This window comes from Algiphilus aromaticivorans DG1253 (genome assembly GCF_000733765.1).
GTDB lineage: Bacteria > Pseudomonadota > Gammaproteobacteria > Nevskiales > Nevskiaceae > Algiphilus > Algiphilus aromaticivorans.
Map to the genome: position 1 here is coordinate 1,583,420 of NZ_JPOG01000001.1, position 15,522 is coordinate 1,598,941.

At 65.6% G+C, this 15,522-nt stretch carries 10 protein-coding genes; all 10 read right to left on the minus strand.

Going from position 1 to position 15,522, the window contains the following annotated elements; translation table 11 throughout:
* Positions 1–181: 181 nt before the first annotated feature.
* The 10 genes from U743_RS07360 to U743_RS07400 all read right to left on the minus strand — a co-directional run bounded on the left by U743_RS07360 (position 182) and on the right by U743_RS07400 (position 15,435).
* Positions 182–1,072, minus strand: a complete 891-nt coding sequence (locus U743_RS07360) for a hypothetical protein (RefSeq protein ID WP_156966361.1) — start codon at positions 1,070–1,072, stop codon at positions 182–184.
* 35 nt (positions 1,073–1,107) lie between these two features.
* A complete protein-coding gene (locus U743_RS07365) occupies positions 1,108–2,412 on the minus strand; it encodes a glycosyltransferase (RefSeq protein ID WP_198021969.1) in 1,305 nt (434 codons plus the stop codon).
* Between the two features lie 282 nt (positions 2,413–2,694).
* On the minus strand, positions 2,695–2,859 hold the full coding sequence (locus U743_RS19050; protein ID WP_156966362.1) for a hypothetical protein: 165 nt from the start codon (positions 2,857–2,859) through the stop codon (positions 2,695–2,697).
* A gap of 184 nt (positions 2,860–3,043) precedes the next feature.
* On the minus strand, positions 3,044–4,669 hold the full coding sequence (locus U743_RS07370) for an aspartate:alanine exchanger family transporter (protein ID WP_043766921.1): 1,626 nt from the start codon (positions 4,667–4,669) through the stop codon (positions 3,044–3,046).
* Positions 4,670–4,812: 143 nt separating this feature from the next.
* Positions 4,813–6,036: an aminotransferase-like domain-containing protein gene (locus U743_RS07375; RefSeq protein WP_198021970.1), complete on the minus strand. Its 1,224-nt coding sequence runs from the start codon at positions 6,034–6,036 to the stop codon at positions 4,813–4,815.
* A 587-nt stretch (positions 6,037–6,623) separates the two neighbouring features.
* Entirely contained in the window at positions 6,624–7,412 is a 789-nt protein-coding gene (locus U743_RS07380) for an OmpA family protein (RefSeq protein WP_198021971.1), read from the minus strand.
* A 116-nt stretch (positions 7,413–7,528) separates the two neighbouring features.
* Entirely contained in the window at positions 7,529–7,930 is a 402-nt protein-coding gene (locus tag U743_RS07385; protein ID WP_052367670.1) for a DUF4398 domain-containing protein, read from the minus strand.
* Between the two features lie 331 nt (positions 7,931–8,261).
* Entirely contained in the window at positions 8,262–13,895 is a 5,634-nt protein-coding gene (gene uvrA / locus U743_RS07390; protein WP_043766924.1) for an excinuclease ABC subunit UvrA, read from the minus strand.
* 220 nt (positions 13,896–14,115) lie between these two features.
* The gene (locus U743_RS07395) at positions 14,116–14,658 is read right to left on the minus strand and encodes a hypothetical protein (protein WP_043766928.1); all 543 of its coding nucleotides are present in this window, start codon (positions 14,656–14,658) and stop codon (positions 14,116–14,118) included.
* Between the two features lie 126 nt (positions 14,659–14,784).
* Positions 14,785–15,435, minus strand: a complete 651-nt coding sequence (locus U743_RS07400) for a glutathione S-transferase family protein (protein ID WP_043766933.1) — start codon at positions 15,433–15,435, stop codon at positions 14,785–14,787.
* Positions 15,436–15,522 lie beyond the last annotated feature (87 nt).

Consider the following 15,522-nt stretch of genomic DNA (forward strand, 5'->3'; position numbering starts at 1 on the left):
TCTCCCCAGCTCAGCGGCGGTCCGCGTATCGGGCCGGGCAGTGATCGTCTACCCTCCCACTAGCAACCGCAGACTGGCACAAATGGACACGGACGTGCGCCGCTGCCCGCCAGACAGCGAGAGAGTCGCTCCTGTGGCCCTTTACCGCTGAACTCGGGAGGGCGTCAGCGCCTTGAAGCGGTCACCACGACCAGAGCAGCGAGACCACGGCTTGGCAGTACATGTAACCGCCACCCGCGGCCCGGGTATCGAGCCCGCCCGTATTCATACATCCACCGCGGCCATCGAGCCCGAAGTGGTCGTTGAACCACCCGCGCCAGACCAGATCCGCCGTGTAGATCCCCTTGCGTTCCCCGCGATTGACGGTCTGGACGCCGCCACCGGCCTCTATGGAGAAAAACCAGCGCTCCTGAAAGACTGGTCGGCGGTAGGTAACAAGAAGCAGATGCTCGTCGAGCCTTTCCGGCGCGAAGAAACCGACGGAATCGAAGTCAGCGCGCAGTAGCCGTGTGCGCGTCTGCACCAGCCAGCGATCGCTGAAGGCCGGCTCGTGAATCAGCCGGAGGACGTAGACAGCGCGATCATTGCCGTCGCCCAGCGCCTGCTGGGTGTAGCCACCCACGACGGTGAAGCCGGCAAAGGGACCGATGTCCAGCGACCCGCCGACACTTACAATATCCCAGTGGTTATCGATCCCGGCAAGGGTATCGATCAGGCCACGGCTGGCCGAGAGCTCAACGTAGAAGGGCCTGTCGGGCATATGCGACAAGGTGGCCGTGCCCAGCGTCGGCGACCATGCCTGCCCGTCAAGCAGGCTCGCCGAGGCTTCCAGCTGCGTTGTCGCGCTGAAGGCGTGCTCGACACGGCCACGGGCGACCCGGAAGCTGGTGTGGTCGTCGGACTCGCTGAGACGCCAGTGGCCGACGCCCGCGCCGAGGACGGTGTCCGGGGCGTCCGCAAGCGGACGCGACAGATCCGCGAAGACGCGCTGCTGCGTGCTGTCGTCCGAATCGTCGCTGAGCCAGTAGCTGCTCTCAGCCTGCAGCTGCGCGTACCCCGATTGAGCTGCCACCAAGCATGCGAAGGCGAGAAGCTTCGGCGCCAACATCACCACGACTTCCTGAAGTTGAAGAACTCGCCGAAGTAGCCGGCGAGACTGGCGGGCGTGAGTACCAGCTGATAGGCGATGAGATAGCCGAGAAAGCCCAGATAGTTACGCCGCACATTGAGACCGGCGGCGCGGAAGATGCGGCGCTGGTGCGCAAACATGATCGCGCTGATCGCCAGCGCCAGAGGCAGTAGAAGCAGCGTCATGATCCCGACGACGGCATAGAACTGGAAGAAGACCGCAGCCAGGATGCCGGGCACGAACACCGTCAGGAAGATCAGGTCCAGGAAAGGAAAGAGCAGATTGAGATAGATGAAGGGCAGATTCAGCCGCGGACGGATCAGCACCTGCGGAAAACGCTTGAAGGCCTCGATGAGGCCACGCGCCCAGCGCCGGCGCTGCCGGTAGTAGGCCCCGAGCGTCGTCGGTACATTCGTGAAGGCAAAGGCATTCTCGGCGTAGCCGACACGGTAATCGTGATCGATCAGCGCCCAGGTCAGCACGATGTCCTCGCCCACCGTCTCGGCCCAGCCACCGATCTCCTGCAGGGCCTCGCGCTCGTAGATGGAAAAGGCGCCCTGCGCCACCAGCGTGCCCTGGAAGAGCGACTGGATTCGCTTAACCACGGCGATCCCCTGAAAGTAGTCCCACTCCTGAAGGCGCGTGAGCAGGTTCTGCCGCGAATTGCGCGCGAGCACGGTACCGGCGGTTGCGCGCGTATTGATCGGGCTGTGGATGTGATTCAGGGCAAGGTTGCGCAGCGCATCGCGGAAAAGATAGGTGTCGCCGTCCAGCGTCACGACGTGTTCGTGACGCGCTTCGGCCAAGCCGGCGTTCAGAGCACTCGCCTTTCCGCCGTTGCGGGGCATGCGCAGCAGACGCAGGCTGCGTCCGATTTGCCGGGGCTGGCCGCTGATGATGGCCTGCACCCGCTCCACCGTGCGGTCGCTGGAGCCATCGTCGATGACAATGACCTCGACCTCTGCCGCGTAACGCTGCGCGGCGATCGAACCCAGCGTGTCACCAATATGCCGCTCTTCGTTGTAGGCCGCGATGAGCACGGTGAGCGGTGGCAGATCGTGGAACTGGCTGAAGCGCGGCCGCCGATCCAACAGCAGACCACCCAGCAGAAAGGCATTCGCGAAACCGGGAATAAGCGCGATCCCCGCGATAATGAAGCCGGCGAAGATCGGGCCGGTCAGCGCCGAAAGATCGCCGAACCAGGGCCGGGCGATCCAGGCGCTCAGCAAGCACCAACCGGCGGCAAAGGCCAGCGCGAACGCAAGCTTCCAGCGCACGTTCACATACAGCCCCCGGCGCACCCGCTTGCCCGCACCGATTTCGGGCTCGCGGCACGCCTCGTCCCCGCTCGATGCAGGAGCGTTGCGGGATGGAGCGCCGGCGCCAGACATGCCGAACCACCGTGCGAAAGAGAAGAGGCCACCAGTTTGGCCCCTCTGCAGCTTGGCTGTGGCGCGGGCTGATAAGCGGCAACTTTAAGTCCGCGGGGCGGTACTGGCCTTCGCTACTTCCACGAACTGCTGTGCCGCATGCGGAAGCGCGCCACCGGCCGAGCAGTGCGCTGACTATTCGCGGCCGATATCGCCGCCGTAGATCAATGCCGCCAGGACGCTACTGCCACCGGCTCCGCTAGCCAAGCCGATGGCGATGCCGGTGGCCAGGTCATCCAGCAGCAATAGGCCGAGCGCAGTGCCGAGCCCCAGGCCGGCGCCGGTTCCCGCACCAGCCACACCCAACGCGCGGCGACTGCGTTGCTCTGCCGTCGCAGCTCTAGGACCCCTGTCGCATGAATCGGTCATGGCCTTGTGCGCTTGCTCGACATCCAGCCGCGAGATCACCAGTGGCGGCAGCACGTGTCAAGACGATGCCTGCGCGCACCGCACGTCGCGTTGGGACCTCCATCCAGCCAGTACATCACACCACTGCCCCCAGCGCGACCAGCGCGAGGTGCATGCCCTGCACAAGCGCGATAACCAGGATGAGCGCGACCGGGTATACCGACGAATAAGCGACAACCGGGCGCTCGGAGGCGTCCACCTGGCGAATGATGTCGAGGCCGGGCGTGAAGGTCATGCCGCCGCAGATCACACCGAAGCACTCGCTTACCGGTATGCGCATGAGGAAGTGGCCGACCAGGAAGCTACCCGCCATCGGCACCACAGCGAAGAGCATGGCGTAGAAGGCGTAGAAGATGGCCTGTTCATCCAGCGACTCGATGAAGCTCTGGCCCGTCTCCAGCCCCACCTGCACGAAGAACAGCGCCAGGCCGAGCTCTTTAAGCACAGCGGTGGCGTTGCGTGGGAATCGGCCGATGAAGTTTCCGATGCGCCCGAAGTGGCCGAATACGAGCCCGGCAATGAGTGCGCCACCGGCAATACCCAGCGAGAAAGGGCCCAGTGCCGGTATCGGAACCACCAGTCCACCGATGGCAAAGGCCAGGAACAGAACCGCCGCCAGCGACCCGATATCAACACGGCGCTGCACGGTGTGATGCTCGTGGCCGAGAAACAGCTCGAGCTGATCCAGCTGATAGCCCGTGCCCACCGCCACAACGACGTCTCCGAAGATCAGGACCTCGTCCTCGGAGGGCACGAACTCGACATTGGCCCGGATCACCCGTGTCACCGAAGCGTTGAAGCGCAGTCGCACTCCCAGATCACGCAAGGAGCGGTTCACGACCGAGGTGTTCTCCACGACGATCGAACGCGTATCCAGCTCCGATTGCTGGTCGAAGCCTTCATGAATCTCTTCGCCCAGCTCGCTACCGACCGCGGCAACGCTCTCCGGCATGCCCTCCAGGCGCAGTATGTCGCCACGTTGCAGCACCGTGCTGCCACCGGCCGAGCGCACGGTCAGATCACGCAGGATGCCGGATACCGCCACATCGTGTTGCTGGAATATCTCCGCTTCGCGCAGCAATTTGCCGTGAAAAGCCTCGTTCTGAAGCTTGTACACGGCAGCATGCAGCGGGCTTCGCGCCTCCAGCTCCGCCGCCATGCGCGTACGCAGCACGCGCACCGCAACGCTGATGAACACGATGACACCGATCAGCCCGAAGGGATAACCGACGCCGTAGCCGAAGATGACCTCCTGTTCAGGGCTGAACTGCAAGGCGCTGATCAGCGCCGGACTCGAAGTGAAGGAGCCTGCGAAGAGACCGAGCCCCACACCGACCGGAATCCCCGTGATGGCAATGATCGCGACGGTGCTTACGCCGGCGATCGCCAGCAGCACGAGGACATTCGATATGTAGCGCCGCCCGTGCTGCTTGAAGGCGCGGAAGAAGGTCGGTCCCGCCTCCAGGCCCACTGACAGCAGGAAGAGCACGATGCCGAGATCGGCCAGAACGTGGATCGGCTCGAACTGAAAGAAGTAGCCGGCGATCATCGCGACGATCAGCACGCCACTCGCGCCGAAGCCGACGCCCTTGATGGTCAGATTGCCGAAGCCGATCCCCAGCAGGACGATGAGGAAGGTGACGACCAGGTCGGACTTCTGAAAGAAGATCTGGATCGGAACCAGCAGGTCGCTTTCGCCCATCTTCCACGTCTCCCTGCGCGCGCGGATGCCGTGCGCATCCGGTTTCTATACGCGCAGCGTAACAAGGCGCTGCCGCATACCCCCTACTCCCACATCTCGCGCGACCTGCACACACTGCATGGCACGTCAGTCGCCAGCGCAGCTCAGCGCCCGTCAGCTGCGATCGATTGCGACGCCGTGTCCATGAGTGAATGAATCGCCCTGCCCAAACGCTCCATGCCGACGAAGATCGTTTCCGTGTCGGCACAGGAAAAATTGAGCCGCAGTGTCGAATGCCGGCTGCCGCGCACGTAGAAAGGGTCGCCTGGGACAAAAACCACTTTGTCCTCGAACGCGCGCTGGAATAGATCCATCGCCGTCAGCCCTGCCGGCAGCTCCGCCCACAGGAACATCCCGCCCTCCGGGTCCGTGGCCTGGACCTCCGGCGGGAAGTACTCGCGCATCGCATCTTGCATGGCCCGGCACTGCCGTCCATAGACCTCGCGAATGACGGCGATGTGCGCTTCCGGATCGTTGTCGCGCAGATACTGATGCACGATGCCCTGCGTGAAATGGCTGGTATGAAGGTCCGTCGCCTGCTTGGCCGCGAGCAGCTTCTGCATCAACGGCGGTGGCGCCACGATCCAACCGAGCCGCAGCCCTGGCACCAAGCTCTTGGAGAAGGACCCCAGCAGCACGGTGTGTTCGGGAAGCAGCTTCAGGAATGAGGATTTGGGCTGTCCGCGGAAGCGCAGATCGCCGTAAGGATCATCCTCGATCAGCAGGGTCTGCGTGCCTTCCAGTACCTGCGCCAACTCGCTCCGGTTGGCCTCCGAGTAGGAAATGCCCGATGGATTCTGGAAATTGGGGACCGTGTACATCAGCTTCGGACGGTGCTCGGCAAGCTCCGCGCGCAGCGCATCGACATCCATGCCCTCTTCCGAAACCGGCACTGGCAGAAAGCGAGCGCGGTACATGGAAAAGGCCTGGATGGCACCCAGATAGCCCGGTTCTTCAATGACCACGGGGTCGCCGTCGTTCAGGATGACTTTGCCGAGGAGATCAAGCCCCTGCTGCGAGCCGCTGGTGATGAGGATGTCTTCCACCGGCACATCCAGATTCGCCTTCTCGCGATAACGCGCCGATATCTGCTCCCGCAGACCGGGATGACCCTCGGAGCTTCCGTACTGGAGCACATCGCGCCCGTGATCGTCGAAAAGGCGCGCCGTCGCGTCCTTGAGCGCGGCAACCGGAAACAGCTCGCGATTCGGCAGACCGCCCGCGAAGGAAATCACCCCCGGATCCATAGCCACTTTCAGGATCTCGCGAATGAAGGAACGCGGCACATCCGCGATGCGGTCCGAGAAGATGCGGTCCAGCTCGGTCATGACTTGGTTTCAGTGCAAGCAGAGCGCATCACGATGGCGCATTCCGGCCTCTGCCGCCAGCTTCCTACATCAGCCACCCTGTCGCGGCGGGCGACGGCCGCTGCGCACAATGGCACTGCTGCCTTCCGGCGCGAGCTTGCACGCCAACCGCGATGGGGTGCGCTGCCTTCCTGAAGACCGGGACCGACCGACTATCGCGCACCAGCGATTCCGACCAGCCTCATCCCAGGCCGAGAAAGCCCAGGATTGCGAAGACGATGACCACCAGGCCGACGATATAGATGATGTTGTTCACGATGACTGCTCCTAAGAGGGCGAAGAGGAGGCGGCTCCGGCCTAGCGAGTGCTTGAAGCAATAGCGCGTCGGGAACGGATGCTGCCTTGCTCATTGACAGTTGCAGAAGACGCCTTGCGGCGTCGGTTCACCAGCGAACATTGCGCGGGCAAGATTGCTGTGCCCGCGGGCATCAGCAGCGCCGGCGCCATGACAAGCTGCCCGGCGACAACGACCGAGCGGCCGCACAAACGAAAAAGGTCGCCCTCACTCCCGTCGAGGAGTGAGGGCGACCTTTCCGCCCGACTAGTAGCTACTGGCCCTGCGTGTTGTGGGCCTGGGTTGGGTGGGCGATGATGACCTCCACCCGCCGATTCTGCTGGCGACCGGCCGACGTGTTGTTGTCCGCTATCGGCCGCGCCTCACCGATGCCAGCCGTGGCAAGGCGGTTGCCCGCAACGCCGCGTCCGACAAGGTAGTCGCGGACGCTATCGGCACGTCGCAGCGACAGCGCACGATTGTAGTCGGCGCTGCCGGTGCTGTCGGTATGGCCCTCGACCTCGACCGTGCGCTCGGAGTACTTGCGCAGGAAGTCCACCAGCTGATCGAGGTTGCGTCCGGCGCCCGCCTGAAGGGCGTCGCTGTTGGTCGCGAACAGCACATCGCCAAGCGTCAGCACGATACCGCGTTCCGTGGCTTCAGCCTTGAGATCGTCGATCTGCTGCTGCAACTCACGCGCCTGGCGCTCGGCCTCTTCGGCAGACACAGCCTGCTCGGAACGTGCCCGGTCAGCGGCCGCATTGGCCTGACTGGCATCAGCGTGAGCCTTGTCTGCTTCCCGTGTGCGGGCGTCCAGACGGGCGCCATCACGTTCCTGGGCCAAGCGAGGGCGCTCCGACTCGGCGTGCTTCGCGGTCGCTCGGGCGCGGGCAATCGCAACCTTCTGCTCGGCAAGGTAAACGCGGTGCTCACCCAGCTCGGATTCGCTCTCGGACAAGGGCTGCTCGGCAAGACGCACCGCCTCCTCCGCGTCACGGATCTCGACCCGTGCCCGCTCCGCCAGCTCGGGTTCATTCTGTAGCGATACCAGCTTGCCACGCACGTCCGCGGCCCCCTGCGGGGCAACCGGTCCGGTCGCACAAGCGGTAAGCACAAGGGGGAGCGCCACGAGCATGGCGAACACGCCACCCCGTCGTCCCGGGTTTAGAGTCATAGTATTCATTGCTGTTCTCCAGTCCGCTTCATCTCTTCACGCAGAGCTTTCGCGGCCTGTTGCATTTCCTGATTGATATCGGTTGCCTTGGTGGCCTCGGTTCTGGCTGTGGCCAGCTCGGCGGTCACCCGGGCGCGATGTGCCGAGCGTTCGGCCGCCACCATGTCCTCTGCAGCGACAGCCACTTCGGCTTGCTTGAGGTGCTGCTGTGCGTCATCCAGCTCCGCGGGGGCGTACTGCCGGGCTCCGGACTCTTGCGCGATGCTGATGGCATCGCGTGCTTTCGTCATATCGCTGGTCGGCGGCATCGGCGTCGTGGCGCAGGCGGCCAGAAGACCACCCGCAAACAATGTGGCGGCGCCCTTCCACGCGAAGCGAAACAACCCAACCTTGTTCGTGCATTCCATAATCGTGCTCCATTTGCAGCAGGGAACTCGCGCTGGCTATCAGCACGATGGATTCCGGTTCCAACGCTTCGTTGTTGCCGGAGTTCCCTTGAACAGGAACACTAGGACGCAGACAGCTTCGCGGTCTGTGCGGTGCCGCGCACTAAGCGGCTACAAGCCATTGTCAAACGATGGGATTCGCTCTGCGATGGTGTGGCTATCGGGTCGCTCGCGACGGCGAGGCGACAACCACCGATTCCCAACGAGATCGCCCGACTCACCCAGACCCAGCTCGTGACGCGCATCCGCGCGCTACAACCCCCTGCCCGGCATCCCTTCCACGGGCCCGATCTCAGGCACGCTGCCGCGCAGGGCCATCGCGCCGCTGGTGCTCTGCCAGGAAGGCCTTCAGCACACGCACCGTCTCGCTCTTGCGCCGGGTCCTGACGACCTGCTCGGGCGGCCCTTCGACGACTACCCGACCGCCCGCGTCGCCGCCCTCGGGGCCAAGATCGATGAGCCAGTCCGCCTCGGCGATGACATCGAGGTTGTGCTCGATGAGGATGACGCTGTGGCCGGCATCGACGAGGCGGTGCAGCACGCGGATGAGGCGCTCGACGTCGGCCATGTGCAGCCCGACCGTGGGCTCGTCGAGGATATAGAGCGTGTGCGCCTGCTTGTCGCGCCGCAGATCCGGGCGGGCCTTGGTCAGTTCGGTAACGAGCTTGATGCGCTGCGCCTCGCCGCCGGAGAGCGTCGGGCTCGGCTGGCCCAGTGTGAGATAGCCGAGGCCAACCGCCCGCATGAGCTCGAGGGCGTGGTGAATCTTCGGATAGGCGCTGAAGAAGTCGACGGCCTCGTCGACACTCATCTTCAGCACTTCGCCGATATGCTGACCGCCGTAGGTCACCGCCAGCGTCTCCGGGCTGAAGCGATCGCCGTCGCAGACCTCGCAGGGCACGGAGACGTCCGGCAGGAAGTTCATCTCCACGCGCCGCGCCCCCTGCCCCTCGCAGGCGGGGCAACGCCCCTCCTTGGTGTTGAAGGAGAAGCGCCCGGCCGTATAGCCGCGCAGGCGCGCCTCCTCGGTGCGAGCGAAGAGATTGCGGATTTCGTCCCAGAAGCCGATATAGGTCGCGGGGCATGAGCGCGGCGTCTTGCCGATGGGCGTCTGGTCAACCTCCAGCACCCGCTCCAGCGTCTGCCAGCCCTCAATGGCGTCACAGCCCTGCGGCTTCGGCTTGCGACCCGCGCGCCTGGCGGTGAGGCGCCGGAGGTTGTCGTGCAGGACACCGCGTAGCAGCGAACTCTTGCCGGAGCCCGAGACGCCCGTCACACAGACCATACGTTCCAGGGGGATGGCAACGTCCATGCCTTGGAGATTGTGCAGAGTCGCACCACGCACCGTGATCATCTGCTCGGGCGTGTCGCTGCGTCGATGCTCCAGCAAGGGATGACGTATGGGATCAGCCAGACAGCGGCCCGTGATCGAGTCCGGATTGGCGATCAACTCGGCCACGCTACCCTCGGCCACCACCCTGCCCCCGTTCACGCCGGCCCCGGGTCCCAGATCGACAACGTGCTCGGCGCGACGGATGGTCTCCTCGTCGTGCTCGACCACCAGGATGGTGTTCCCCTTGCCCTCCAGCCGGCCGAGCGTGTCCAGCAGCATGCGGTTGTCGCGCGGATGCAGTCCGATGGTCGGCTCATCCAGGATGTAGCACACGCCCTGCAGATTGGAGCCGAGTTGGGCGGCTATGCGGATGCGCTGCGCCTCGCCGCCGGACAGCGTCGGCGCGGCCCGGTCCAGGCTCAGATAGTCCAGGCCCACCTGCCGCAGAAAATCCAGGCGGGCCCGGATCTCGGGCAGGATGTCGCGGGCAATGGCCGCCTCCCGCTCCTTGAGCTTGAGCTTGCCGAAGAGCTTCTCGGCCTGCTTGACGGATAGCTCGGTGTAATCGGCGATCGACCAATCCTGGAAGCGCACCGCGAGCGCCTCCGGCTTCAGCCGCCGGCCTTGGCATGCGGCACAGGCGCGGACTTCGCCTGCCTCACCGTCTTCCAGCCACTCGTTCTCCTCGCCGGTCTGATCCTCGTCGAATCCGGTCAGGGCCAGCCCCGTGCCGAAGCAGCTCCCGCACCAACCGTGCTTGGAGTTGTAGGAAAACAGCCGTGGATCCAGCTCGGGAAAGCTGCACCCGCAACCCGGGCAAGCGCGCTCGGTGGAGAGGATGCTCTCGCCGCGCGCCGTCGCCAGCTTGAGGGTCCCCTGCCCGAACTCGAGCGCCCTGGCGATAAGCGCATCCAGCTCGCCCTCGGTGCCGGCGGTGAGCTTGAGCGTGCCCACCGGCAGATCGATGTCGTGTTCCTGATGGCGCGCCAGGCGTGGCCAGTTGTCGGTCGGCAGGTAGTCGCCGTCCACGCGCAGCGTGGCGAAGCCCTTGCGCGCGGCCCACTGGGCGAGTTCCGTGTAATAGCCCTTGCGCGCGACCACCATCGGCGCCAGCAGCGTCACTTTGCGGTTGCGTGCTTCGCGCAGGATGCGGGCCCGGATCGCTTCGGGCGTCTGCTGGCGGATGGGCACCTCGCAGTCCGGGCAGTACTGCGTGCCCAGCTTGACGAAGAGCAGGCGCAGGAAGTGGTAGAGCTCGGTCATCGTCGCCACGGTCGACTTGCGACCGCCGCGACTGGTGCGCTGCTCGATGGCCACCGTGGGCGGGATACCGAAGACGGCGTCGACATCCGGGCGAGAAGCCGGCTGAACGAACTGCCGGGCGTAGGCGTTGAGCGACTCCAGATAGCGGCGCTGGCCCTCGCGGAAGACGATGTCGAAGGCCACGGTGGACTTGCCCGATCCGGACAGCCCCGTGATCACCGTGAGCCGGTTGCGCGGAATGCGGATATCGACGTTCTGCAGGTTGTGCTCGCGCGCGTGATGGATGGCAATGGCGGGTGGCAAGGCCGCCGGCCCGGGCGCCGGTACAGCGGCTTCGGCGACGATCGGCGCGTCCAGCGCAGTAGTGGATCGTGCTCCCGCCCGCGTGGCTTCCGTGCCGATGCGGGCACGCGCATCGAGATAGTCCCTGAGCGCCTGGCCGGTGTGGCTGGCCGGCGCGGCCATGATCGCCTCGGGCGTTCCGGCCGCGACCAACTCTCCACCGCGATCGCCGCCTTCCGGGCCCATATCGATGATCCAGTCCGCGGCCGCCATGACGTCCTGGTTGTGCTCGATCACCACCATGGAGTGGCCGGCGTCCAGCAGCCGGCGAAAGGCGATGAGCAGCGTTGCCACATCGTCCATGTGCAGGCCGGTTGTCGGCTCGTCGAAGAGGAAGAGCAAGTGCTCGCGACCCGCGCGATGCGCGCCCGCCTTCGCCAGATGTCCGGCGAGTTTCAGGCGCTGGGCCTCGCCGCCGGACAGGGTCGGCACCGGCTGACCCAGCGCCATGTAGCCGAGGCCCACCGCCTGCAAAGGCTCCAGCCCCCGCAACACCTCCGGGTAATCGCCGAAGAAGGCCACCGCCCGGCTCACTGTCATTTCCAGCACCTCGGCGATGGAACGCGGCCCCGTGTCGCAGCCCACGGACGGCGCCAGCGTCACCTCCAGCACCTCCGGCCGGAAGCGGCGTCCGTCACAGTCGGCGCAGCGCAGGTAGACGTCGGAGAGGAACTGCATCTCGACGTGCTCGAAGCCGTTGCCACCACAGGTGGGACAGCGCCCCTGCCCGGCATTGAAGCTGAAGGTGCCTAAGGTATAGCCGCGCGCCTTCGCCTCCGGCTGAGCGGCGAAGATCTTGCGGATGGCATCGAAAGCACCGACGTAACTGGCCGGCGTCGAGCGCGTGGTCCGCCCGATGGCCGACTGATCGATGAGCACGACGTCGTCGATGCGTTCGTGCCCGGCGATGGTCTTGTGTGCCCCGGGTGCCTCGCCGGGATGGCCCTTGATCTCGCACAGGGCTCGGTAGAGCACTTCGGCGATGAGGGTGGATTTTCCGGAGCCACTGACGCCCGTGACCACGACCAGACGATTCAGCGGCAGATCGACGTCGACGTGCTTGAGGTTGTGCGCGGCCGCGCCGCGGATGCGCAGACACTCGCGGGCGGCCGGCGCCTTCGTCTCGTCGCGCCCCGCTACTGCGGGGGACGCATGGGGCCGAACCACCTGGCGCCGGCCGCTGAGATAGTCGGCAGTCAGCGAATGCTCGGCGCGCATCAGCTCGGCGGGCGTGCCCTGGAAGACGATCTCACCGCCGCGCTCCCCCGGACCGGGACCGATATCGAGCACCCGATCGGCAGCGTGCATGACCTGCGGATCGTGCTCGACCACCAGCAGCGTATTGCCGGCGTCGCGCAACCGGTGCATGACGCCGATGATGCGGTCCATGTCGCGCGGGTGCAGGCCAATGCTGGGCTCGTCCAGCACGAAGAGGGTGTTGACCAGCGAGGTCCCCAAGGCCGTGGTCAGGTTGATGCGCTGCACCTCGCCGCCTGACAGCGTCCGCGACTGGCGGTCCAGGGTGAGGTAATCCAGGCCGACCTCCACCAGATACTCCGTGCGCCCCCGGATCGCCTCCAGCAGCAGGTCCGAGGCCGCGTCCAGCGGTGCCGGCAGATGCAGGTGCCGGAACAGGCGCTGCGCACGCGCCAGCGGAAGGCCCATGATGTCGGCGATATTGAGCCCGGGCTGCTGCTGCAGCGTCGCCTCCGAGAACCGCGCGCCGGCGGGCATGAAGCGCTGCGCCGGCTCGAGGACGGCGTCCGCATCCGACTTCGAGCCGACACGCCACAGCAGCGCCTCCGGCTTCAGGCGCGCGCCCCGGCATGCCGGGCACTGGTCGTAGGAACGATAGCGCGACAGCAGCACCCGGATGTGCATCTTGTAGGCGCGCGATTCCAGCCAGTCGAAGAAGCGCTGGACGCCATACCAACCGCCGCGATGCGAGTGCCAGCTCCAGTCCGCGTCGCCCCGAATGACCCAATCCCGGTGGCTCTTCTCGAGCTTCTTCCAGGGCACATCGGTGGGCACATCCGCGCGCTCGCAGTGCCGGATGAGGTCACGCTGGCACTCGAGATAGCTCTCGGTCTGCCAGGGCTTGATCGCGCCCTCTGCGAGCGATTTGTTCTCGTCCGGGATGACCAGCCGGTAGTCGATACCCATGACGCGACCGAAGCCGCGGCAGGTGTCACAGGCGCCCATGGGCGAGTTGAAGGAGAAGGTATTGGGAATGGGATCGCCGTAGTCGCGGTCGCAGTCCGGGCAGTGCAGCCGCTCCGAGAAGCGCCAGTGATCGCTCGGCTGGCGCTCGTCGTCCAGCGGCAGGACGCTGAGGTGGCCCTGGCCCGCGCGCAGGGCCGCTTCCACCGCTTCCGTGATGCGATCCCGGCGCTCGGCTTGCAGCCGCACCCGATCCTGGGTGACGCGCAGGGTGTCGCCCGCTACCGTCTCGACGCGGTTGTAGCCTTGGCGATCGAGTTCCGCGCGTAGCTTGTCCTCCGTCACCTCACCACTCAGCGGGATGTCGAAAGCGATCAGCGCACGCCGGCCCGCGCCGCGATCGAGCAGCTCGGCAACGATGTCGTCTGGGCTGTCACGGCGGACTTCGCGGCCGCAGCCCTGGCAGAACAAGCGTCCGGCGCGCGCGAACAGCAGCTTCAGGTGATCGTTGAGCTCGGTCATCGTGCCCACGGTCGAGCGCGAACTCTTCACCGGATTGGTCTGGTCGATGGCGATGGCCGGCGGGATGCCCTCGATGGCATCCACCGCCGGCTTGTCCATGCGATCGAGGAACTGGCGCGCGTAGGGCGAGAAGGTCTCGACGTAGCGGCGTTGGCCCTCGGCGTAGATGGTGCCGAAGGCCAGCGAAGACTTGCCCGAGCCACTCGGCCCGGTGACCACCGTCAGCTCGCCCAGCCGCAGCTCAAGGTCCAGATTCTTCAGGTTGTTCTGGCGCGCGCCGCGCAGCCGGATTATCTCGTCGGCCATGAAAACTCTCCGCCAGGGTCGGGCGAGGATAGGCGATGCGCAATTCTCGGTCGAAGCATGGCGGGCGTCAGTGTCCCCCGGCCTCGACGTCTCGCCGCTGTGCCGATGGGCGAAGCGTGATCTCCCCGCCGTTCAGTCAGATGGGCGCAGCGAGCCCCTCGCCCGCGCACAAGGTAGCGAAGCGGCTCTCCACAACAGCGTAGTCCGCTACCGCACGCGCTCAGTCATCGAAGCAGACATCGAGCCCTTCGCCGGCCACGGTCAGGTCCTCCATGACCATGCTCGCCTTCAGTCGGATGCTCGGGCACTGGATGGCCCGCCCGTCTGCGTCCCGGCAGCGCAGCGAATCCAGTTCTAGCCGCAGGCTGCGACAGCTATGCCCGGCAATCTCCGGCAGCGCGATATCCCGCGCCCACATCCCGGTGCCGTTGTCCTGCAGCTTGGCCGCGAAAGCCGCCTTGCGCACGACCTCGCCAGCCGCATCCAGCAATCGGGCTTCGCCCTCAAGCGCGCGCAGCTCGCTGTTGGCTGCGATATAGAAGGACAGCTCGGCCTCGCAGGGCGTCTGCACGGCAAAGCCTTCCGCCCCGGAATCGATATTCAGGCGGCCCGGCTCGCTCGTCTTCCGCGCCTCACAGCGCGGCTGACGATGATCGCCCGGCACCGCCTCGGTGCCGAACAGGCTCGCCATAATGGCGAGCAAGCCGGCAATGCCGAGGGCCTGTCCAAGCCTGCGCCAGCGTCGGCTGAAGGCAGCCGTCATCGCTCGAGCATGCCGCTACTCCAAGCCAGCCATTGCGCCCCTGGCCCACCAGCCATGCCTCGACCTCAGCGACTGCGCGTGATGCTCCAGTCTAGCGATGTGTGACCCGTCAGCCGCCAAGTCGTTCTAGAGACGCATGCCGATCTCGCGCCAGCTCGGCGACAGCGAGGCCTCGGCGCTCGGCCTGGCGTTCACGCGATCGAACCACTGATGCAGGGACTCGAGCGCGTCTGGAATCGGCTGACCGACGCTGCCCACGAAGTCCAGCGCGCAGTACAGAACGATATCCGCCAGCGAGAAACGATCGCCGCACAGAAACTGCCGGCCCGCTAGTTGCCCATCGATCCATTCCATGCCGGCGCGCGCCTTGCGCTTCATACCGTCGGCGGCATCCGGCAGACAGAGAATGCGGTCGCGGAAGAGCTCGAGGCCCTCGGCGTAGCGGAAGCCGGCATAGGCGAACTCAGTGATGTTGAACTCGACGCGACGCAGCCACATGCGCGTCTCGGCGCGCTCGCGAGCGTTGCTACCGACGAGCGCCGTATCGGGATACAGCTCTTCCAGATACTCGCAAATGGCCACCGTCTCGCCGAGCCATGTCCCGTCGTCCATCTCCAGCGACGGAAGCTGGCCGGCCGGGTTGTGCTCCGTATAGGGCGGACGCCGGTTCTCGCCCCCGAAGAGATCGACCTCCTCGAGCGGCAGCTCGATGCCCTTCTCATGCAGGAACATCCGCACCTTGCGCGGGTTGGGCCCCACGGCGTTCAGCAGTTTCATGGTGTCTCCTCGGTTTCGTTGTTTCTCGGCCAGTCACGCGCCTGGCCCCGCGCGTCGTTCGACAGTTTGAACAGAGGCACCCTTCCC

Bases quoted from the DNA above. Each gene is read 5' to 3' on its own strand.
- U743_RS07370 (WP_043766921.1), bottom strand. From the start codon at position 4,669: ATGGGCGAAAGCGACCTGCTGGTTCCGATCCAGATCTTCTTTCAGAAG.
- U743_RS07400 (WP_043766933.1), bottom strand. From the start codon at position 15,435: ATGAAACTGCTGAACGCCGTGGGGCCCAACCCGCGCAAGGTGCGGATG.
- U743_RS07385 (WP_052367670.1), bottom strand. From the start codon at position 7,930: ATGGAATGCACGAACAAGGTTGGGTTGTTTCGCTTCGCGTGGAAGGGC.
- U743_RS07375 (WP_198021970.1), bottom strand. From the start codon at position 6,036: ATGACCGAGCTGGACCGCATCTTCTCGGACCGCATCGCGGATGTGCCG.
- U743_RS07395 (WP_043766928.1), bottom strand. From the start codon at position 14,658: ATGACGGCTGCCTTCAGCCGACGCTGGCGCAGGCTTGGACAGGCCCTC.
- uvrA (WP_043766924.1), bottom strand. From the start codon at position 13,895: ATGGCCGACGAGATAATCCGGCTGCGCGGCGCGCGCCAGAACAACCTG.